The organism is Enterobacter cloacae complex sp. SYL001 (assembly GCF_049237025.1).
Lineage (GTDB): Bacteria > Pseudomonadota > Gammaproteobacteria > Enterobacterales > Enterobacteriaceae > Enterobacter > Enterobacter intestinihominis.
Window position 1 is genome coordinate 224,473 of sequence record NZ_JBMKJI010000003.1, and the last position, 20,723, is coordinate 245,195.

At 55.2% G+C, this 20,723-nt stretch carries 21 protein-coding genes and 3 tRNA genes; 10 read left to right on the forward strand and 14 right to left on the reverse strand.

Going from position 1 to position 20,723, the window contains the following annotated elements:
- Positions 1-13 precede the first annotated feature (13 nt).
- Positions 14-1,030, forward strand: coding sequence for a lipoate--protein ligase LplA (gene lplA / locus ACOTZP_RS05860; protein WP_023305408.1), 1,017 nt, complete (start codon positions 14-16; stop codon positions 1,028-1,030).
- A gap of 85 nt (positions 1,031-1,115) precedes the next feature.
- Here the strand turns inward: lplA and deoD are convergent, their stop codons facing one another.
- The 4 genes from deoD to deoC all read right to left on the reverse strand — a co-directional run bounded on the left by deoD (position 1,116) and on the right by deoC (position 5,439).
- The gene (gene deoD / locus ACOTZP_RS05865; RefSeq protein ID WP_003856538.1) at positions 1,116-1,835 is read right to left on the reverse strand and encodes a purine-nucleoside phosphorylase; all 720 of its coding nucleotides are present in this window, start codon (positions 1,833-1,835) and stop codon (positions 1,116-1,118) included.
- Positions 1,836-1,960: 125 nt separating this feature from the next.
- Entirely contained in the window at positions 1,961-3,184 is a 1,224-nt protein-coding gene (deoB, locus tag ACOTZP_RS05870; protein ID WP_022646989.1) for a phosphopentomutase, read from the reverse strand.
- A 53-nt stretch (positions 3,185-3,237) separates the two neighbouring features.
- Positions 3,238-4,560 carry a thymidine phosphorylase gene (gene deoA, locus ACOTZP_RS05875; RefSeq protein ID WP_023299277.1) on the reverse strand — a complete coding sequence of 441 codons (1,323 nt, stop codon included), beginning with the start codon at positions 4,558-4,560 and terminating at the stop codon, positions 3,238-3,240.
- A 99-nt stretch (positions 4,561-4,659) separates the two neighbouring features.
- Complete coding sequence (gene deoC / locus ACOTZP_RS05880; RefSeq protein WP_022646987.1) at positions 4,660-5,439, reverse strand: deoxyribose-phosphate aldolase; 780 nt, start codon at positions 5,437-5,439, stop codon at positions 4,660-4,662.
- Between the two features lie 263 nt (positions 5,440-5,702).
- Between deoC and ACOTZP_RS05885 the strand changes: the two genes are divergently transcribed.
- Positions 5,703-7,238 carry a YjjI family glycine radical enzyme gene (locus ACOTZP_RS05885; protein ID WP_045309049.1) on the forward strand — a complete coding sequence of 512 codons (1,536 nt, stop codon included), beginning with the start codon at positions 5,703-5,705 and terminating at the stop codon, positions 7,236-7,238.
- Positions 7,213-8,073 carry a YjjW family glycine radical enzyme activase gene (locus ACOTZP_RS05890; protein ID WP_046619840.1) on the forward strand — a complete coding sequence of 287 codons (861 nt, stop codon included), beginning with the start codon at positions 7,213-7,215 and terminating at the stop codon, positions 8,071-8,073. Before ACOTZP_RS05885 ends, ACOTZP_RS05890 begins: the two co-directional genes overlap by 26 nt.
- Here ACOTZP_RS05890 and ACOTZP_RS05895 read toward each other — a convergent pair.
- From ACOTZP_RS05895 to ACOTZP_RS05930, 8 genes are all read right to left on the reverse strand, one after another.
- Positions 8,068-8,850 (reverse strand): TatD family hydrolase, encoded by a 783-nt coding sequence (locus tag ACOTZP_RS05895; protein WP_022646984.1) that lies wholly within the window; start codon positions 8,848-8,850, stop codon positions 8,068-8,070. The two genes, ACOTZP_RS05890 and ACOTZP_RS05895, sit on opposite strands and share 6 nt — an antisense overlap.
- Positions 8,847-9,899 (reverse strand): patatin-like phospholipase family protein, encoded by a 1,053-nt coding sequence (locus ACOTZP_RS05900; RefSeq protein ID WP_023299272.1) that lies wholly within the window; start codon positions 9,897-9,899, stop codon positions 8,847-8,849. Before ACOTZP_RS05900 ends, ACOTZP_RS05895 begins: the two co-directional genes overlap by 4 nt.
- Positions 9,900-10,021: 122 nt before the next feature.
- On the reverse strand, positions 10,022-10,183 hold the full coding sequence (locus tag ACOTZP_RS05905; RefSeq protein WP_003856556.1) for a DUF1328 domain-containing protein: 162 nt from the start codon (positions 10,181-10,183) through the stop codon (positions 10,022-10,024).
- Positions 10,184-10,308: 125 nt separating this feature from the next.
- Positions 10,309-10,926 (reverse strand): molecular chaperone OsmY, encoded by a 618-nt coding sequence (gene osmY / locus ACOTZP_RS05910; protein WP_271075388.1) that lies wholly within the window; start codon positions 10,924-10,926, stop codon positions 10,309-10,311.
- A 304-nt stretch (positions 10,927-11,230) separates the two neighbouring features.
- Positions 11,231-12,820 (reverse strand): peptide chain release factor 3, encoded by a 1,590-nt coding sequence (gene prfC, locus ACOTZP_RS05915; protein ID WP_421633674.1) that lies wholly within the window; start codon positions 12,818-12,820, stop codon positions 11,231-11,233.
- A gap of 92 nt (positions 12,821-12,912) precedes the next feature.
- Positions 12,913-13,590: a pyrimidine 5'-nucleotidase gene (gene yjjG / locus ACOTZP_RS05920; RefSeq protein WP_022646980.1), complete on the reverse strand. Its 678-nt coding sequence runs from the start codon at positions 13,588-13,590 to the stop codon at positions 12,913-12,915.
- A 19-nt stretch (positions 13,591-13,609) separates the two neighbouring features.
- Entirely contained in the window at positions 13,610-14,053 is a 444-nt protein-coding gene (gene rimI / locus ACOTZP_RS05925) for a ribosomal protein S18-alanine N-acetyltransferase (RefSeq protein WP_022646979.1), read from the reverse strand.
- A complete protein-coding gene (locus ACOTZP_RS05930; RefSeq protein WP_022646978.1) occupies positions 14,022-14,435 on the reverse strand; it encodes a DNA polymerase III subunit psi in 414 nt (137 codons plus the stop codon). Before ACOTZP_RS05930 ends, rimI begins: the two co-directional genes overlap by 32 nt.
- Positions 14,436-14,537: 102 nt before the next feature.
- Between ACOTZP_RS05930 and rsmC the strand changes: the two genes are divergently transcribed.
- The 4 genes from rsmC to ACOTZP_RS05950 all read left to right on the forward strand — a co-directional run bounded on the left by rsmC (position 14,538) and on the right by ACOTZP_RS05950 (position 16,030).
- The gene (gene rsmC / locus ACOTZP_RS05935) at positions 14,538-15,566 is read left to right on the forward strand and encodes a 16S rRNA (guanine(1207)-N(2))-methyltransferase RsmC (protein ID WP_022646977.1); all 1,029 of its coding nucleotides are present in this window, start codon (positions 14,538-14,540) and stop codon (positions 15,564-15,566) included.
- A gap of 144 nt (positions 15,567-15,710) precedes the next feature.
- Positions 15,711-15,797 (forward strand) — tRNA-Leu (locus ACOTZP_RS05940).
- A gap of 28 nt (positions 15,798-15,825) precedes the next feature.
- A tRNA-Leu gene (locus tag ACOTZP_RS05945) sits at positions 15,826-15,911 on the forward strand.
- A 32-nt stretch (positions 15,912-15,943) separates the two neighbouring features.
- Positions 15,944-16,030: transfer RNA gene (locus ACOTZP_RS05950), tRNA-Leu, on the forward strand.
- Positions 16,031-16,072: 42 nt separating this feature from the next.
- Here the strand turns inward: ACOTZP_RS05950 and ACOTZP_RS05955 are convergent.
- Positions 16,073-16,342 carry a DUF1435 domain-containing protein gene (locus ACOTZP_RS05955; protein WP_026080652.1) on the reverse strand — a complete coding sequence of 90 codons (270 nt, stop codon included), beginning with the start codon at positions 16,340-16,342 and terminating at the stop codon, positions 16,073-16,075.
- A 216-nt stretch (positions 16,343-16,558) separates the two neighbouring features.
- Here ACOTZP_RS05955 and ACOTZP_RS05960 point away from each other — a divergent pair, with 216 nt between their 5' ends.
- Positions 16,559-17,623 (forward strand): GGDEF domain-containing protein, encoded by a 1,065-nt coding sequence (locus ACOTZP_RS05960; protein ID WP_023299268.1) that lies wholly within the window; start codon positions 16,559-16,561, stop codon positions 17,621-17,623.
- A gap of 95 nt (positions 17,624-17,718) precedes the next feature.
- A complete protein-coding gene (gene fhuF, locus ACOTZP_RS05965; protein WP_022646974.1) occupies positions 17,719-18,507 on the forward strand; it encodes a siderophore-iron reductase FhuF in 789 nt (262 codons plus the stop codon).
- A gap of 77 nt (positions 18,508-18,584) precedes the next feature.
- On the opposite strand, the gene ACOTZP_RS05970 is transcribed toward fhuF, so the two are convergent.
- Positions 18,585-19,931 (reverse strand): PTS cellobiose transporter subunit IIC, encoded by a 1,347-nt coding sequence (locus tag ACOTZP_RS05970; RefSeq protein WP_006810218.1) that lies wholly within the window; start codon positions 19,929-19,931, stop codon positions 18,585-18,587.
- Positions 19,932-20,259: 328 nt separating this feature from the next.
- Between ACOTZP_RS05970 and ACOTZP_RS05975 the strand changes: the two genes are divergently transcribed.
- Positions 20,260-20,718, forward strand: a complete 459-nt coding sequence (locus tag ACOTZP_RS05975) for a YbaK/EbsC family protein (RefSeq protein WP_022646971.1) — start codon at positions 20,260-20,262, stop codon at positions 20,716-20,718.
- Positions 20,719-20,723: the final 5 nt, after the last annotated feature.

Genomic DNA, 20,723 nt, shown 5'->3' on the forward strand with positions numbered 1-20,723 from the left:
AAGGAACTCTGCCATGTCGACGTTACGCCTGCTTATCTCTGACTCTTACGATCCCTGGTTTAATCTCGCGGTGGAAGAGTGCATCTTCCGCCAGATGCCCGCCACCCAGCGCGTCCTGTTTCTCTGGCGCAACGCTGATACGGTCGTTATTGGCCGCGCGCAAAATCCGTGGAAAGAGTGTAACACCCGCCGTATGGAAGAGGACAACGTCCGCCTGGCGCGCCGCAGCAGCGGCGGCGGTGCGGTGTTCCACGATCTCGGCAACACCTGCTTTACCTTTATGGCGGGCAAGCCGGAATACGACAAAACCATCTCGACCTCCATTGTGCTCAACGCGCTCAATTCGCTCGGCGTGACGGCTGAAGCCTCGGGTCGTAACGATCTGGTAGTGAAAACACCTGAAGGCGACCGGAAAGTGTCAGGCTCAGCCTACCGCGAAACGATGGATCGCGGATTCCACCACGGCACATTATTGCTGAATGCCGATCTGAGCCGTCTGGCAAACTATCTGAACCCGGACAAGAAAAAGCTCCAGGCGAAAGGCATTACCTCCGTGCGCGGTCGCGTGGCGAATCTGGTGGATCTGCTGCCGGGGATTACTCATGAGCAGATTTGCGACGCGATCCGTGAAGCCTTCTTCGAACATTACGGTGAGCGGGTAGAAGCTGAAGTGATCTCCCCTGACAAAACACCGGACCTGCCCAACTTCGCGGAAACCTTTGCGCGCCAGAGCAGCTGGGAGTGGAACTTCGGTCAGGCACCGGCGTTTTCACACCTGCTGGATGAGCGATTTACATGGGGCGGCGTTGAGCTGCACTTTGACGTGGAGAAGGGCCATATTACCCGCACGCAGGTCTTTACGGATAGTCTCAATCCTGCACCGCTGGAGGCGCTGGCCGCACGTTTACAGGGCTGTCTGTATCGGGCGGATATGTTGCAGCAGGAGTGTGATGCATTGATTGGGGATTTTCCGGAGCAGGAAAAAGAGCTGCGGGATGTATCGGCGTGGATTGCTCAGGCCGTGCGCTAGTAAAAAAGCCCGCTGGCGCTGCGCTTAGCGGGCCTACAAAACCGTAGGCCGGGTCAGGCGAGGCCGCCACCCGGCACAACAGCTCTTACTCTTTATCGCCCAGCAGAACGGATTCCAGCGCGATTTTAATCATGTCGTTGAAGGTGGTCTGACGCTCGGCAGCGGTGGTCTGCTCGTGAGTACGGATATGGTCAGACACGGTGCAGATGGTCAGCGCTTTCGCACCGAATTCAGCCGCCACGCCGTAGATACCGGCCGCTTCCATTTCCACGCCCAGAATGCCGTATTTTTCCATCACGTCGAACATGTCGCCTTCTGGCGAGTAGAACAGATCGGCAGAGAACAGGTTGCCCACGCGCGCGTCAACGCCCAGCGCTTTTGCTGCGTCAACCGCGTTACGCACCATGTCAAAGTCAGCGATGGCCGCAAAGTCATGATCTTTAAAGCGAATGCGGTTGACTTTAGAGTCGGTGCACGCGCCCATGCCGATCACCACGTCACGCAGCTTAACGTCCATGCGCACCGCGCCGCAGGAGCCGACACGGATGATTTTCTTCACGCCGAAATCGGTGATCAGCTCTTTGGTGTAGATGGAGCAGGATGGGATACCCATGCCGTGACCCATCACGGAGATTTTGCGGCCTTTATAGGTACCGGTGAAGCCCAGCATGCCACGCACGTTGTTCACTTCACGCACGTCTTCCAGGAAGGTTTCTGCAATGTGTTTCGCGCGCAGCGGGTCGCCCGGCATCAATACGACGTCAGCGAAATCACCCATTTCTGCATTAATGTGAGGAGTTGCCATCTTCAGTTCCTTTTACATTGTTGTTTTTGCCGGGTGGCGGCTGCGCCTTACCCGGCCTACATTCTCTTCTCCCTCTCCCACAGGGAGAGGGTCGGGGTGAGGGCATCAGGCCTCACCCAATCCGTTTAGAACATAGCCTTGCCATATTCCATGTCAGACGTACCAAAGTATTTCGCAATCGTCTGGCCGATGTCCGCGAAGGTTTCACGATGACCCAGCGAGCCCGGTTTGACTTTCGGGCCGTACACCAGCACCGGAATGTGCTCACGGGTGTGGTCGGTACCGGTCCAGGTCGGGTCACAGCCATGGTCAGCGGTCAGGATCAGAATGTCATCTTCCCCCACCAGCTCCATCAGCTCTGGCAGACGGCGGTCAAACAGCTCCAGACCCGCAGCATACCCGGCAACGTCGCGACGGTGACCCCAGGAGGAGTCGAAGTCCACGAAGTTGGTGAAGACAATGGTCTTGTCGCCCGCTTCTTTCATCTCTTTGATGGTGGCGTCGAACAGCGCATCCAGACCGGTCGCTTTGACCTTTTTGGTGATGCCGCAGTTAGCGTAGATGTCCGCGATTTTACCTACGGAAACGACCTGGCCGTCTTTCTCGTCGACGAGTTTTTGCAGCACGGTCGGCGCCGGTGGCTCCACGGCCAGATCGTGACGGTTGCCGGTACGCTGGAAGTTACCCGCTTTGTCGCCGATAAACGGACGCGCGATAACACGGCCAATGTTGTAGCCGCCTTCGGTCAGCTCTTCACGGGCGATCTCGCACAGCTCGTACAATTTATCCAGGCCAAACGTCTCTTCGTGGCAGGCGATCTGGAACACAGAGTCAGCAGAGGTATAGAAAATCGGTTTGCCGGTTTTCATGTGCTCTTCGCCGAGCTGATCCAGAATCACGGTACCGGAAGAGTGGCAGTTGCCGAGGTAGCCCGGCAGGTTGGCGCGCTTCACCAGCTTATCGAGCAGCTCCTGCGGGAAGCTGTTCTCGTGATCGGAGAAGTAACCCCAGTCAAACAGCACCGGCACGCCAGCGATTTCCCAGTGACCGGACGGCGTATCTTTACCGGAAGAGAGCTCGTGCGCCCACGCGTAGGCGCCCACCACTTCCGCGTTTCCGTCCATACCGGCTGCGATTTTACCGGTAGAACCTTCATGCGCTTTTACCAGCCCGAGGCGGGTCAGGTTTGGCAGGTTCAGAGGGCCTTTACGACCGTTGTCCGCTTCGCCTTTTGCACAGGCTTCCGCGATGTGACCCAGGGTATCGGAACCCACGTCACCAAAACGTTCTGCATCTTCGGTTGCGCCGATGCCGAATGAGTCCAGCACCATAATAAATGCACGTTTCATAATTGTTCTCCGTACTTAGTGCTTCATAAAAATGCGATCAGATCAGTATACCGCTATTCAGTGATACGACGATAGACCGTCGGTGTGGTTTCCGGTGCTTTATCGTCAAGAGTTATTGCCGCCTTCACCGCTTTCGCCGCGTCCTGCCAGCTGGCTTCGTCTTTCGCGTGGATCACCGCCAGCGGACGTTGGCCGTCAACGCTGTCGCCCAGACGGGCCATATCGGTAAAGCCGACGCTGTAATCAATGGTGTCCGATGCCTGACGACGACCGCCGCCCATAGACACGACCGCCATGCCGAGCGCGCGGGTATCCATAGCCGAGACAAAGCCTTCACTGTCCGCATAGACCGCTTTGCTGAGCATCGCGGTGGGCAGGTATTTCGCGTAGTTTTCCACGAAGTCGGTCGGGCCTTTCTGCGCCGCCACCATCCGACCAAAGATCTCCGCCGCTTTGCCGTTGTCCAGCACAGCCTGAAGCTTCGCGCGCGCGTCAGCGTCGTCTTTGGCCAGCTTGCCGGAGATTAACATCTCAACGCACAGCGCCATGGTGACATCGAACAGGCGCGGGTTACGGTATTCGCCTGTGAGGAACTGCACGGCCTCGCGGACTTCAACGGCGTTACCGGCGCTGGACGCCAGCACCTGGTTCATGTCCGTCAGCAGTGCGGTGGTGCGCACGCCCGCGCCGTTGGAAACGCCAACGATCGCTTCAGCCAGCGCCTCAGAGAGTTCATAGGTCGGCATAAACGCGCCGCTGCCCACTTTCACATCCATCACCAGCGCGTCCAGCCCTTCCGCCAGCTTTTTGGCGAGGATAGAGGCGGTGATCAGCGGGATGGAGTCTACGGTCGCGGTAATGTCACGCGTCGCGTAGAAACGCTTGTCTGCTGGCGCAAGAGAGCTGGTCTGGCCGATAATCGCCACGCCAACGTCTTTAATAATGTCGCGGAAGCGGTTGTCATCCGGGAAGATATCGAAGCCCGGAATGGCTTCCAGTTTGTCGAGCGTACCGCCGGTATGACCCAGGCCGCGCCCGGAAATCATCGGGATGTAACCGCCGCAGGCTGCCACCATCGGGCCAAGCATCAGGGAGGTCACGTCGCCCACGCCGCCGGTGGAGTGTTTGTCCACAATCGGGCCGTTGAGGTTGAGGCTTTTCCAGTCCAGAACGGTTCCTGAATCTCGCATCGCCATGGTCAGTGACACGCGCTCAGGCATCGACATATCGTGGAAGAAAATGGTCATCGCCAGAGCCGCAATCTGCCCTTCAGAGATGGTGTTATCACGAATGCCGTTGATAAAGAAGCGGATCTCTTCGTCGCTTAATGCATGACCATCACGTTTTTTACGAATAATTTCCTGTGCGAGAAACACGGTAACCTCCATGCGGAATCGGGTGAATGGCGGCGGGTATGTTGACCCGCCCTACGATCCTGTAGGCCGGGTTAGCGTAGGCCACCCGGCAATTCAAACTTAGTAGCTGCTTGCGCTCTTACCGTCACCGTGACCCAGCGCTTTCAGCAGGCTGGCCAGCAGGCTGGACGCGCCGAAGCGGTAGTGGCGGGAGTCCGCCCAGTCGGCGCCGAACAGCTCGTCGGCAATCGCCAGGAACTGCTGCGCGTCTTCTGCGGTACGCACGCCGCCTGCCGGTTTGAAGCCAACGGTTTTGGACACGCCCATATCACGGATAACTTCCATCATGATGCGCGCGCTTTCCGGAGTCGCGTTGACCGGCACTTTACCGGTAGAGGTTTTAATGAAATCTGCGCCCGCTTTGATAGCGATTTCAGACGCTTTACGAATCAGCGCCTCTTCTTTCAGCTCGCCGGTTTCGATGATCACTTTAAGCAGCACGTTTGCCGCCGCACATGCGTCTTTACAGGCTTTCACCAGGTCAAAACCGACCTGCTCGTTGCCGGCGATCAGCGCGCGGTACGGGAATACCACGTCAACTTCGTCTGCGCCGTACGCAATCGCCGCGCGGGTTTCCGCCAGCGCGATCTCGATGTCGTCATTACCGTGCGGGAAGTTAGTCACGGTCGCAATGCGCACGTCCGGCGTGCCCTGTTCTTTCAGCGTTTTGCGGGCAATCGGGATAAAACGCGGGTAGATACAGACGGCGGCGGTATTACCCACTGGCGTTTTTGCCTGATGGCACAGGGCGATGACTTTTTCATTGGTGTCGTCATCATTCAGGGTGGTCAGGTCCATCAGTTTCAACGCGCGCAGGCTGCTTGCAGTTAAATCGGTCATAACATTCTCCAACGGCAGTGCCGTATAAATTTTACCTTGCGGGTCTGTGAGTATTCTAACATTCACCCGCATCCACACTTCGACATTCATCACAGTTAATGAAAACTGTGTGCAAATTTGCATTACTGTAATGAGATCTTCTTCAAACTTTCATGCGTCAACCGCCGACAAAAACAGCGATACCCCCTGTCGGATCAAAAGCCCCGGCAGGCTGGCTTCTTACAATTCGTTCACCATCCGCAGAACCCTCAAGGAAGTTGAACATGCCCGACGCCCTGCAACAACGTTGCCTGCACATTGTGACCAGCCCGGTGTTAACCCCGGAACAAAAACGTCATTTTCTGGCGCTGGAAGCGGAGAACAATCTGCTCTATCCCGCTCTGCCAGAGGCGGCCCGCGCCGCGCTGGACGAGGGATACATCTGCGACATGTTCGAAGGTCATGCGCCTTACAAACCGCGCTACGTGCTGCCGGACTACGCTAAATTTCTGGCTAACGGCTCAGAATGGCTGGAGCTGGAAGGGGCGAAAGATCTGGATGATGCCCTGTCACTGCTCACTATCCTTTATCACCATGTTCCGTCCGTCACATCGATGCCAGTCTATCTGGGTCAGCTCGATGAGATACTCAACCCATATGTTAAAATTCTAACACAGGATGAAATCGATAGCCGAATAAAACGTTTCTGGCGTTACCTGGACAGAACCCTGCCCGATGCCTTTATGCATGCCAATATCGGCCCGGCGGATACGCCCGTCACGCGTGCCATTTTGCGAGCGGACGCAGAGCTGAAGCAGGTCGCGCCGAACCTGACCTTTATTTACGACCCGGACGTCACCCCTGACGATCTGCTGCTGAGCGTGGCGAAAAACATTTGTGAGTGTAGTAAGCCGCATATTTCCAATGGCCCGGTAAATGATAAAATTTTCACAAAAGGTCGCTATGGCGTGGTGAGCTGTTACAACTCCCTGCCGCTGGCGGGCGGCGGCAGCACGCTGGTGCGCCTTAACCTGAAAGCGATTGCGGAGCACAGCCGCTCACCGGAAGACTTTTTCACCCGTACCCTTCCCCACTACTGCCAGCAACAAATCGCGATCATTAATGCGCGCTGCGATTTTTTATATGAACAATCCGGCTTCTTTGAGAATAGCTTCCTGGTGAAAGAGGGGCTGATTGATGCCGATCGTTTTGTACCGATGTTTGGCATGTACGGTCTGGCCGAAGCGGTAAACGTGCTGTGCGAGAAAGCAGGCATTACGGGACGGTACGGTAAAAACGAGCAGGCCAATGCGCTGGGTTACCGCATCAGTGAACAGCTGGCGGCGTTCGTTGAAAACACGCCGGTGAAACACGGCTGGCAGCACCGCGCGATGCTGCACGCGCAGTCAGGGATCAGTTCTGATTCAGGCACCACGCCGGGGGCGCGTCTGCCGTACGGTGACGAGCCAGATCCCATCAGCCACCTGCTGGCCGTAGCCCCGCACCATAAACACTATCATTCGGGGATCAGCGATATTCTCACCCTGGATGAGACGGTTAAACGCAATCCTCAGGCGGTGGTGCAGCTGTGCCTGGGGGCGTTCAACGCCGGTATGCGTGAGTTCACCGCGAATGTGGCCGGAAACGACCTGGTGCGCGTTACCGGGTATATGGTGCGGCTCTCCGACCTGGAGAAATATCGGGAGGCCGGCTCACGCACCAACACCACCTGGCTCGGCGAGGAGGCCGCGCGCAATACCCGTATTCTGGAACGTCAGCCACGCGTGATAAGCCATGAACAGCAGATGCGCTTTAGTTAGTCAGGTTATTCCCTTCTCCTGCGTGGACGGGCCGGGCAGCCGCCTGGCGCTGTTCCTCCAGGGCTGTAACCTGCGCTGCAAAACCTGCCACAACCCGTGGACCATCGGGCGCTGCAACGACTGCGGCGACTGTGTTCCCCACTGTCCTCATGATGCGCTGACGATTCAGGCCGGGCGCGTCTGGTGGCAGGAGAGTCACTGTCAGCAGTGCGATACCTGCCTGCACCTGTGTCAGCAGCAGGCGACGCCGATGGCGCAGCGATACAGCGTCGAGGAGATCCTCTCACGGATCCGCACGTCCGCGCCGTTTATTGAGGGCGTGACCGTCAGCGGGGGTGAGGCCACCACGCAGCTGCCGTTTGTGGTTGCGCTGTTCACCGCGATCAAAGCCGATCCGTCCCTGCGCCATCTGACGTGCCTGGTGGACAGCAACGGCCTGTTAAGCGAAACCGGCTGGCAAAAGCTGTTACCGGTGTTTGACGGCGCGATGGTGGATCTGAAAGCCTGGGGCAATGAACATCACCGTTTTCTGACCGGGCGCGAAAACACGCTGATCAAGCAGAGCATCCGCTGGCTGGCCGATCGTCATCGCCTGACGGAGCTGCGCCTGCTGGTGATCCCCGATCGGTGTGATTATCTGCAACATCTGTCATCGCTGACCGCTTTTATCCACGCGTTGGGGAACGTTCCGGTGCGGATCAACGCGTTTCATGCCCATGGGGTTTACGGGGAGGCGGCGCGATGGCGGAGCGCCACGCCGGAGGACATCGAGCCGCTGGCGCAGGCCCTGGAACGACAGCAGATCACGGTGATCCGCCCGGCCCTTTATCTATAGCGTGATGCCGAAGACCGCGCGGGTATTTTCCAGCAGCGCGCTGGCAATCACATCTTCAGGCTCCTGACGCAGCTCGCACAGCACATCAAAAACGCGCGCCGCCTGCTCCGGGCGGTTGGGCTGGCCCTGAAAACCATTCAGCGGCATGTCAGGGGCATCCGTTTCCAGCAGGAGCGAAGACAGGGGGAGCTGCGCCATCACATCCCGGGTTTTGCTGGCACGCGGATAGGTGATAGTGCCACCGACACCAATTTTATAGCCCAGCTCGATAAAACGCTGCGCCTGCTGAAGGCTTCCAGCGAAACCATGGACCACGCCCCTGCGCGGCACGTCGATGCGCTTCAGGTGCATCGCCAGTTTGTCATGGGTACGCCTGGAGTGGAGGATCACCGGCAGATCGTGGCGCTTTGCCAGCCGGAGCTGCGCATCCAGGATCGTCTGCTGGCGCTCAAACTGCGGATCTTCACGATAGAGATCGAGGCCGATCTCACCGATGGCAACCAGCTTCGTATCCGCGTTTTGCAGCGTGGCATCCAGCCTGTCGAGATGGTCATCAAGATGGTGCTCGATCACGATCGGATGCAGACCCAGCGCGGCATACAGCGCATCGTGACCCTGGGCAAGCGCCAGGACTTTCTCGAATCTCGCCGCTTCAATAGCGGGCACAATAATGGCTCTCACACCGGCCTCAGCCGCACGCGCAATACTTGATGTTTCCTCCCCGCTAAACGGCGGGAAATCAAAGTGGCAATGGGTATCGATAAAAGAGTGCGTCACGCCAGGTCCTCGTTATCGAGTATGCCGTCGTTGGCCTGCGGCGCGTCCACCAGCGGCATCGCCACCGCGTCATTGGCCACACTAGCGGGTGGCAATATGATGCTTTTATGCCGATGAAGAGGCGGTTGCTCGGCCAGCATTTTCCCGACGGTCGCCAGGAAGTATCGCCCGCATAGCCGCCCCGTTTTGTAATCCATACGCAACGCAGGCAGCCGACTGCCCAGCGCCATGCTCAGCAGCGGCTTCGGCGGGTAAATTTCAAAGATGCGCAGCTTGCCCGGTGGTTTTTCAATAAAACGCTGCATCGCGCCGTAGGTGGTTTCATGCTGCTTCGCGATATTCACCAGCGGTTGCAGGCTGCTGTCGCCCAGCCAGCGTTCCATCCGCTTAAACCACTGTGGGGTGTAATACATCTGAGAAGGCACCGTGCGGATCACCACAATGGTTTTCGCCCCGCGCCGTGCGGCCTCCTGTACCGGCACCGCGTCGCTGATACCGCCGTCAAGATAGTTTATCCCCTCCAGCAACGCGCCGGTACGGTAGAAACCCGGGATCGCGCTGGAAGCGCGAATGATATCCAGCCAGTTCTCTTTCTGCGGCGAAAAGTAACCCGGTGAATAGTCATCGCCACGGCTGGCGCACATCCAGAACGCTTTGCCGGTATCGAACAGTCGTGACGCGGTATCCATGGCCAGCGGCATCTGGCTGGAGGTGGCATCCAGTAACCAGTCGAGATCGATCAGGTTCCCGCCGCGCACGAAGCGTACCGGATTGAAGAATTCTTTGGAGGTGGTGTAGCGCATAATCACTTTGCGCGCATAGCCGGGCTGGTTGCAGACATAGGCGGAGAGGTTCTGCGCCCCGGCAGAGGTACCGAAGTAGAGATCGAACGGGTTGAATTGCGCGCGCATAAATTCGTCGAGCACGCCGGCGGTAAAAATACCGCGCTGCCCGCCCCCTTCACAGACCAGCGCAAGCTGGCCTGCATGAAACGGTTTTAACGTCAGCGGCGCAATATTGCCGAGCGTCACGGGAATTCGTTGCCCCACCTCTGCCTTCCTGTTTTCATTATTTTGATGAGACACAGTAACGCACATTCCCGATGGTTCTCAAACGAGAAAAAGCCAGTCACGAGGACTGGCTTGAGTTTGTTTAATAACTATTGCGTTTGCTACGGGCGACGTCGACCCGTAAACAGGCTGACCAGGAACAGAATAATACCGACGACGAAAACAATTTTCGCTGCCCATGCCGCGGTACCCGCCAGTCCACCAAAGCCCAATGCGGCGGCAATTAACGCGATAACCAGAAATATAATGCCCCAACGAAACATAAGCCTCTCCTTTACCATAGTTAATGTCGGCCGCTAAACGTGAGCGCTCAGGTCACTCACCGGCTTTTCCAGAGTCGTTTTTATTTCGCCCGCGGTTTTCAGCCAGACGGGCGAGTGGTACTGCTTTACTTCGTTTTCAGATCGTTTTTGACGCTTTTCACACCATCAATAGCTTTCGCAATTGACTCGGCACGATCGCTTTGTGCCTGGTTCTCAACCGTACCGGACAGCTGGACCACACCATCAGTGGTTTCAACTTTCACCATACGGGATGGCACGATGTCGTCAGCTAACAGTTTAGCTTTGATTTCGCTGGTAGTTGCTGCATCTCCGGCATAGCCCTTCACCGACGATTCTGTGCTGTCACGTACGTGCAGTTTGTCGCTTACAGAGCTTACGCCCTCAACGCCTTTCGCTACTTTAACGGCCTCTTCAGCCTGAGTCTGGCTTTCAACGAAACCGCTCAAAGTGACAACCTTGTTGTCGGTTTTAACAGAAATATCGGTGCTCTTAATGGATTCATGATCCACCAGTGCGGCTTTCACTTTTGCTGTGATAGAGCTGTCATCCATGAAATTACCGACTTTATTCATAGAGCTATCGATTTTTTCCCCTGCGGTATTAGCGGTATTTTGCGCTTTATCCATGGTGCTGGATTCCGCCAGAGCAGAACCGCTTACCAGGACACTACCCAACGTTACAGCCAGCAGAGTTTTAGAAATCTTCAGTCTTGTCATATTCATCGATTTATTCCTGTGTTTTGCCCGTTATTTGGGCGACATACTTCCCTAAATCTTGGTTTTATATATTGCGAATTAACACACGGGCGAAATGGAGAACCAGTGGACATGCATTGAACAGTTAATTCATCCACGCCCGGTGCTAAACACTGAGTTAAATATAGATCACAATCAGAGGGGTGCATTCAGAATTGGGGAAAAAACGAACGAATAGCGAAAAATTACGTTGAATTAAGAACATTCCGCAAGGGTTTAATAACACTGGAATTAAAGAAGAGCACGGCGGCTGCCGTGCTCTGTGAGGGAATTAATGCTCGCGCGTTTTGCGGAACTGAACGTCGGGATAACGTTCCTGCGTCAGGTTCAGGTTAGCCATAGTCGGGGCGATATAGGTCAGATTATCGCCACCGTCCAGCGCCAGCTGAACTTCGTTCTTACGCTTAAACTCTTCGAATTTCTTCACGTCTGAACATTCAACCCAGCGCGCGGTCGCCACGTTCACCGATTCGTAAATCGCTTCCACGTTGTACTCGCTCTTAAGACGGGCAACTACCACGTCAAACTGGAGCACACCCACCGCGCCCACGATCAGATCGTTGTTGGCGATAGGGCGGAACACCTGTACAGCCCCCTCTTCCGAAAGCTGGACCAGGCCTTTCAGCAGCTGCTTCTGCTTAAGCGGATCGCGCAGGCGAATGCGGCGGAACAGTTCCGGCGCGAAGTTCGGGATACCGGTGAACTTCATCATTTCGCCCTGCGTGAAGGTATCGCCGATCTGAATGGTACCGTGGTTGTGTAAACCAATGATGTCACCCGGATAGGCTTCTTCTACATGCGAACGGTCGCCCGCCATGAAGGTCAGCGCGTCGGAAATCACTACGTCTTTACCAATACGCACCTGACGCAGCTTCATGCCCTTTTCGTACTTACCGGAAACCACGCGCATAAAGGCGACGCGGTCACGGTGTTTCGGGTCCATGTTGGCCTGAATTTTAAAGACGAAGCCGGAGAACTTCTCTTCCTTCGCTTCTACTTCGCGGGTGTCGGTTTTACGCGGCATCGGCTGCGGGGCCCACTCAACCAGACCGTCGAGCATATGGTCAACGCCGAAGTTGCCGAGTGCGGTACCGAAGAAGACCGGGGTAATGTCACCGCTCAGGAACAGTTCTCTGTCGAACTCGTGAGAAGCGCCTTTGACCAGCTCAAGCTCATCGCGTAGTTGCGCGGCCAGCTCTTCACCGACAGCGGCGTCCAGCTCCGGGTTGTCCAGCCCTTTCACAATGCGGACTTCCTGAATAGTGTGGCCCTTACCGGTCTGATACAGGTAGGTTTCGTCTTTATAGAGGTGGTAAACCCCTTTGAACAGCTTGCCGCAGCCAATCGGCCAGGTGATTGGCGCGCAGGCGATTTTCAGCTCGTTTTCCACTTCATCCATCAGCTCCATCGGATCACGGATGTCACGGTCGAGTTTGTTCATAAAGGTGAGGATCGGCGTATCGCGCAGACGAGTGACTTCCATCAGCTTGCGGGTACGATCTTCAACACCTTTCGCGGCGTCGATCACCATCAGGCAGCAGTCCACCGCCGTCAGGGTACGGTAGGTATCTTCGGAGAAGTCTTCGTGCCCCGGGGTGTCCAGCAGGTTCACCAGGCAGTCATGATACGGGAACTGCATCACGGAGGTGGTAATCGAAATACCACGCTGCTTTTCCATCTCCATCCAGTCGGATTTAGCATGCTGGCTGGAGCCACGGCCTTTAACGGTACCCGCGGTCTGGATCGCCTGTCCGAACAGCAACACCTTCTCGGTGATGGTCGTTTTACCGGCATCCGGGTGCGAGATAATGGCAAAAGTGCGGCGTTTGGCCACCTCTTGCAGATAAGGAGACAACGTCATAATCAATTCTTCTTAGGTAAGCGCGGCAGCAGGCCGCGCATCATGGAATACGAAAAATGCGGCTATTTTACCCATCAACAGGGGGCAGGCAATCATTGTTTACACAGGAGCTGCTCCAGTTCGTTCAATGACGTTACGGTCCAGGTCGGTTCGATGCCTTCAGGCAACGTGCGGCCATGCGCATTCAGCCAGACGGTCGACAGGCCCGATCTCATACCTCCCAGAATATCAGATTCTGCCGTATCCCCCACCATCAGCACGCGATCGCGGTCAGGATTGCCCGCTTGCGCCAGCGCATAATCGAAAATACGCGGATCCGGCTTCGGCACGCCTACCTCTTCGGAGATCACCAGCGCGTCGAAATGATCGCGCAAGCCAGTGCGTTCAAGGCGGATCTGCTGAAGCGCGGTAAAGCCGTTGGTGATGATCCCAAGCTTCACCTTCCCTTTCAGCGAATCCAGCAGAGAAACGGCGCCGGGCAGCGGCGCGCAGATATCCGCCATCGCATTCAGGAAGGCCTCGTTCAGCACCCCAGGACTGATGTTTAACCGTTCAGCCCAGACGTCAAAACGCTGATGCTGAAGCTGTAACGCGGTGATGGCTCCGTTCTGGTAATCCACCCACAGCGGCTTGTTCACCGCCTGATAGTCCTGAAAATCTTCCGCGGTGAACGTCACGCTATAGTCGAGAAACATCCGCTGTAGGCCGCCGAACGAGTCAAACGTAAACAGCGTTTCGTCGGCATCAAAGAAAATCCAGTCCCATTTCATCGTTACAACCTTATTTTCGTTATCCAATCGGCAGAGCCATGATAATGGCGTCTTCACGTCCCTCTGCGGTGGGGTAGTAGTTACGGCGGATAGTCGCCTCGTTGAAGCCTAAGCTTTCATAGAGCGCGATGGCGGCGACATTGGACGCGCGCACCTCCAGCCACAGGGTGAAAACGTCACGGGTTTCCAGCTCACGAATGAGGTGCTCAAGCAGATCCCTGCCCAGCCCGCGGCGCTGGTAAGCGGGATCGACCGCGATATTAAACAGCGTCGCCTCGTCCAGAACGACCTGCGTGATGGCGAACGCGGCCATCGCACCGTCAACGTCCAGGCGGAGATTTAAATAGCGTTCGCCCTGATTGCTGGCAAACGTCTTTTCGCTCCACGGAAAGGCATGGGCGCGTGTTTCAATCGCGAACGCGGTGGCCAGGTCAGCCGTCGTGAGGGAAGAAATCGTGTTCATATTCGCAAATTTGTTGCCATAGCGCGCTACGCGCTTTTGGGTTGGCTTTCAGTTCGTCCAGCGCTGGCGAGCTGATCTGGCTTCCTTCAAGAGGTAGCTCATCCACCGCCCCGATTCGCCAGCTGTTACAGCGGCTGTCAGGGGGAAGCATCGCGACGCTTTCGGGCGCCAGCTGTAATACCTGATCGTTTGTCACCTTCAGGGTGCGAAGGACATCCTCAATCAGGGGTTCGTTCAGGGCAGGCGGCGCTTCTGCCACCATCACCAGGCGGACATGCGCAGGGATGGAGATGGCTATTTCGCCCCGCAACGCCGTCGGGCGACGCAAAGCCCACTGGGTGATGCCCAGCTGCTGCAACTGCCAGTCTCGTCGGGATGTCATAGCGAAAACTCCTGTCTCTCAGGCGCGCAAATATAGCAAATGTGTCGAAACTGCGCCATCTACCTACTATAATCCCCGCCTGAGTTTATTGAGGAACAATTCATGTCTGCATTTACCCCGGCAAGTGAAGTCTTGCTGCGTCACAGTGATGATTTCGAAGAAAGCCGTATTCTGTTTGCCGGAGATATGCAGGATGACCTGCCCGCACGTTTCGACTGTGCTGAAAGCCGTGCCCACACCCAATACTACCACCACTGGCAGGTGCTGAGCCGCCAGATGGGCGAGCGCGCACGCTTTAGCCTTGTGGCGGAGCAGAGCGATATTGCTGACTGCGATACGCTCATTTACTACTGGCCGAAGAACAAACCGGAAGCCCAGTTCCAGCTGATGAACCTGCTTTCTCTGCTGCCGGTCGGCTGCGATATTTTTGTCGTCGGTGAGAACCGCAGCGGGGTGCGAAGCGCAGAGCAGATGCTCGAAGGCTACGCGCCGTTGACGAAAATCGACAGCGCCCGACGCTGCGGCCTGTATCATGGCCGTCTGGAAAAACAGACCACTTTTGATGCCAACACCTTCTGGGACGAGTACCAGCTTGACGGCCTGACCATTAAAACCCTGCCGGGTGTGTTTAGCCGTGACGCGCTTGATACGGGCAGCAAGCTGCTGCTGTCCACCCTGACGCCGCACACCAAGGGCAAGGTGCTGGATGTCGGCTGTGGCGCGGGCGTGCTGTCAACGGTTCTCGCCAGCCACTCACCAAAAGTGCGTTTAACCCTGTGTGACGTGAGCGCCCCGGCGGTAGAAGCCAGCCGCGCCACGCTTACTGCGAACGGCATTGAAGGCGAAGTGATTGCCAGTAACGTCTTCTCCGACGTGACCGGTCGCTTTGACATGATCATCTCTAACCCGCCGTTCCACGACGGGATGGAGACCAGCCTTGAAGCGGCGCAAACGCTGATCCGTGGCGCAACCCGTCACCTTAACAGCGGCGGTGAGCTACGTATTGTGGCGAATGCCTTCCTGGCGTATCCGAAAGTGCTGGATGAAACCTTCGGCTTCCACGAAGTAATCGCCCAGACAGGCCGCTTTAAGGTGTATCGCACCGTGATGACGCGCCAGGCGAAAAAGTAATTCCCCTGCCAGGCGATGGCCGACGCTGCCATCGCCCATTTTTGCAGCAATCAAAACAACGTGCGCAATTTTCTGTTGACGTAAAGCTGAAAACATCTAGAATGCGCCTCCGTGGTTACGATACTTTTACAGTGTCGATGGTATGCGAAGGTGGCGGAATTGGTAGACGCGCTAGCTTCAGGTGTTAGTGTCCTTACGGACGTGGGGGTTCAAGTCCCCCCCCTCGCACCATAAATCACGTTGATATTGCTCGCACTGGGCGAAGGTGGCGGAATTGGTAGACGCGCTAGCTTCAGGTGTTAGTGTCCTTAGGATGTGGGGGTTCGAGTCCCCCCCCTCGCACCAACGAGGCGATATCAAACCAGTAAGATGACTGTGCGAAGGTGGCGGAATTGGTAGACGCGCTAGCTTCAGGTGTTAGTGTCCTTACGGACGTGGGGGTTCAAGTCCCCCCCCTCGCACCAATTATCTTACATCCCTTCAGCAGTACCTCTTGTTTTTCCCTTTTATTTCAAACTCATCAGAATCACCAGCAGTCCACTGATTAGCGCAACGCATGATGGCAACAGCACGTAATGCCGTAACTGTTTGTGCCAGATCATCGCGGATGTCACCAGCAAGCCCGAAACAATCATTGCTTTCCAGACATCAATGGGAAGATCGGCAAACATCAGCCCACCGATAATGGAACCAGGCAGCAATATTCCCCACCCACTTCCCAGCGCTTTGCTCAACATGGTTTCACCTCTCGCACTGATAATGATAACCAGTATCATATGATAGTAATTATCACTTGTCAGCATGCGACGTAAGAAATTGCGCCAGCAATTGCTTTCCCATAATGACAGAGAATGTGTAAGGTGATAAATTGCCCACCTGTTAACTTCCGATAACGTTTTTCTGATAATAAAAATTCAATTTTGTAGCGACCAATATTGCATAACAACATCTTGCTCATTGTTTTAATTGAGTTTTAATAAAAACGCACGCATATGACATCACAATCCTGGCTGTCCTTAGTCAACAAGAAATATCAGCTTTCTTTACGTTTATTTTTATTTTTGAACGCTGCATCAGCATTGTTCTCGGTAACAAACCCTCTCTATTCCGTTCGTGTGTTATCAGTCCCCCTGTTTGCCGTACTGACTGTCAGCACTGGCTTACTTATCTGGCACTGGAAAAACAGCACGCGAAAAATAAATATCCCTGTTGTTTCAGCTATTTTTGGGTTTTTATGGGCATGGCAGATCGTCTCAAAATTTCTGTTAATAACGCACGATCACGCAACCTATTTAATGATGGCGCTATTAACAGTGCTTTTTATAGGGTCTCTGGCTTTCGCCAGTAATATTAAAGCCTTTACGTTACATTCATTTCCCGCTTTTATATCCTGCCTGTGGCTTAGCCCGTCCGAAAACTGGTTGAGAATGGCCTATTTTTTCGCGCTGCCGGTGGTCGCCATTGGTATCCATCATGTTCTTCAGCGGCGTAATGACCGTTTCGCCCAGGAACTGCTTTCCGAACTGCTCGAAGAGCGTGAAACCCTGACCGATCTCAGCATGATGGACCCGCTCACCGGCCTATATAACCGTCGCGGGCTGCAAAGCCGGCTTGAGAACCTCCCCAGGCCTGACGCTGGCGAGCACTTTGTGCTGCTGATGGATATCGACCATTTCAAAGCCTACAACGATCATTACGGCCATATGATGGGCGATCAGGCCTTGATCAGGGTCTCGGCTGCGATCCGCGACGCCGTGCGCTCACGCGATGTTGTCGCCCGGTTTGGCGGGGAAGAATTTATGGTGCTGTTAAGTAACATCCCACTGGAGCAAGCGCGCCAGACAGCTGAACGCATACGTCAGAAGGTTTACGATCTCAAAATCCCCCACATGTTTAACGAAAGCGTCGCCACTAACGTGACCATCAGCATTGGCATAGCCATGTTCGAAGGTGAAGACGTTGATGGCGCACTGGCGAAAGCCGATAAAGCCCTCTATGAAGCCAAGCATATGGGACGCAACAGCATTCTGCTGAGCGACGAGCTTCATATCGCCTGAAACCGCCTTCACAGCGCCAGGATAAAACGCTTGCGCTCGGTTTTATCTATAGTTAGGATTGGCAATCATTATCATTTAGATTTGTAATCCACACTATGGCGACTCGTACCGCACACATCGTTGAGCCACTGCTCTGGCGAGCTCCACTCTCCGCCGGAGAAACGACGCTTGCGGATGCCATTCGGGAAAAAATCGCCGTAACACGCGCCCATCTGCTGGATTTCATCAAACTGGATGAAGCACCGCCGCATCATGCTCTGACGCTGACTCAGTGGCAACGACCTGCCGAGCTGCGGTCACTGCTGGCAACCTATTCCGACCATATTTATCGTAACCAACCGACGCTGGCGCGGGAAAATAAACCGCTGCTTTCCCTCTGGGCACAATGGTATATCGGGCTGATGGTGCCGCCTGTCATGCTGGCCCTGTTGACCCAGGAAACGATGCTCGATCTCTCGTCGGAACATTTCCACGTCGAATTCCATGAGACCGGACGCGCCGCCTGTTTCTGGATTGATGTACACGAAGATCCGAGCGCGAGTCACCTGTCAGCGCAGGCGCGTATGGAACGACTGATTACAAGAGCGCTGGTTCCGGTCATTGATGCGCTGGAAGCGACGGGGGAGATCAACGGCAAACTGATCTGGAGTAATACCGGGTATCTTATCCACTGGTATTTAACGGAGATGAAGCCGCTGCTCGGCGACGAGAAAGTGGATGCGCTGCGTCAGAGCTGTTTCTTTGCCAGACAGCTGTCGGATGGGCGGGATAACCCTCTTTACCGCACCGTGGTTCCGCGTGAGGGACTTCTGGTGCGTCGTACCTGCTGTCAGCGCTACCGTCTGCCGGATGTCCAGCAGTGCGGCGATTGCACGCTTAAGTAGTCTGGCCCTGCCTGAAACTCGCAGAGAGAGGGAGCAAACACTAAAAACGGCAACCTGCGTTGCCGTTTTGCTTTTATCTAGGCTACCTGCTGATTTTCCTCTTCCCCATTACGCTGTGCTTCTTCCGCTTCCTGCTGAAGCAACTGTTTCTCGTACACCTTGAAGAACGGGAAATAGATAATGGCGGAAACGCAGGCCAAAACCAGCACCAGAATGGCTGCACGGAAATCCCAGCCCAGCGCCCAGGCGGCACCAACCGGAGCCGGTGCCGTCCACGGCACAACGGAAATCACGCGGCCAATCAGATCAAACTTCATCGCTGCCCATGCCAGCACGGCATTGACCATCGGCGCCAGCAGGAAAGGAATAAAGAACACCGGGTTCATCACAATCGGCGTACCAAAAATCACCGGTTCATTGATATTGAAAATGCTTGGCACCACGCTCAGGCGTCCAATGGAGCGCAGGTGCGCGGAGCGGCTACGCAGGTAACAGAACACCAGCCCCATCGTCGCTCCTGACCCACCGATCACAATAAAGAACGTCCAGAAGGCTTCCATAAAGATGTGTGGTAAAGGCAGGCTCGCCGCCAGCGCGGTCTGGTTCGCCCCCAGGTTCGTCAGCCAGAACATTTGCAGCATACCCGATACAATCGCTGCGCCGTGGATCCCGGCAAACCACAGCAGGTGGCCAATCAGCACCGCCAGCAGGATCGCTGGCAGCGAGTCTGCCGCAGAGACCAGCGGTTTGAATATCGACATGATGGCCTGTGGGATCAGCATACCGAACTGCGACTGGATCAACAGACTCAGCGGATAGAGCGTCAGCACCACCACCAGCACCGGGATCAGCAGGTCAAATGAGTTTTTGATCATAGGCGGAACCTGGTCTGGCAGGCGGATCCCGATATTGTGTGCTTTCAGGAAACGCATCATCTCAACGCAGTAAATCGCCACCAGGATCGCGGTGAAAATCCCGGTGCCTCCAAGGCTATCAACCGGTAAGGCGCCTTTGGTTTTAGGGGCGGCGACCAGCAGGAACGCCATCAGCGACAGCATCGCACACATGAACGGATCCAGCTGATGGGTTTTAACGTAATGTTTGCCCAGGTTGTAGGCGATAGCCGCACAGATATAGAGGGACATCACCCCCATCGTCATATCAAACGGCGTCAGAATTTGACCTTCAAACTGCTTCGCCATATCCAGCCAGGCGCGAGCAAAGCCCCAGGTGGTATCTGGCGAAAAAGGGGGGTAAGCGAACACTAATAAAAACGACCCGACAATCATAAACGGCATTGCCGAGATGAACCCGTCACGAATCGCCATAACGTGACGCTGGGAAGAGATGCGCCCGGCAATAGGGCTGACATAGTTTTCAACGAAGCGGAAAATCAGATTAAATGCAGCATGGTTGGCAGACATAGCAGATCTCCTGTCAGACGTTCGTTTCGGACGTTCTCACGTCACACGTTGTTCCATACATCAGCGTCACAACCTTGCCGGATCGTGTACCTGCGGTACTGCTCAAACGGAATGGTTTCATAATTAGCTCTTATTATTAGATACAGGGGAAGTTACACACTCAGTATTAATCTCTGCATCACGCTCTGCAACCGGTTACTGTAACCGGTTTCTGTGAATGTGAAGGCGATCCAGAAATCGCTCCTGACGGATATTTGTTACTTAAGGGATATTTACAGCGACTAAATTCTTATGACAGATTACGGAAGATATTTGTCAGGAGGAATCAATGAGTTTGCAGTCTGTACAGCAGTTTTTCGCCGAACACGCTCCGGATATAGAAATCATCGAGCTTAACCAAAGCACAGCGACTGTTGCCCTTGCTGCTGCCGCGCACAACGTTGAACCCGGCCAAATTGCCAAAACGCTGTCACTGAAAATTAAAAATGATGTGATTCTGGTGGTTGCAAAAGGCGATGCGCGTCTGGATAACAAAAAGCTCAAAGAGACATTCGGCGCAAAAGCCCGCATGCTCAGCTGCGATGAGGTAGTAACCCTGACGGGTCATCCTGTTGGCGGCGTCTGCCCTTTTGGACTGGAAAATCCGCTATCTGTTTACTGTGACATCACTTTAAAACAGTACGCCGAAGTGTTACCCGCAGCGGGCGCCATCCACAGTGCGGTGCGTATATCGCCCGACAGAATGGCGGAACTGACCGCAGCAAAATGGGTTGATGTCTGTATTTGAACGTT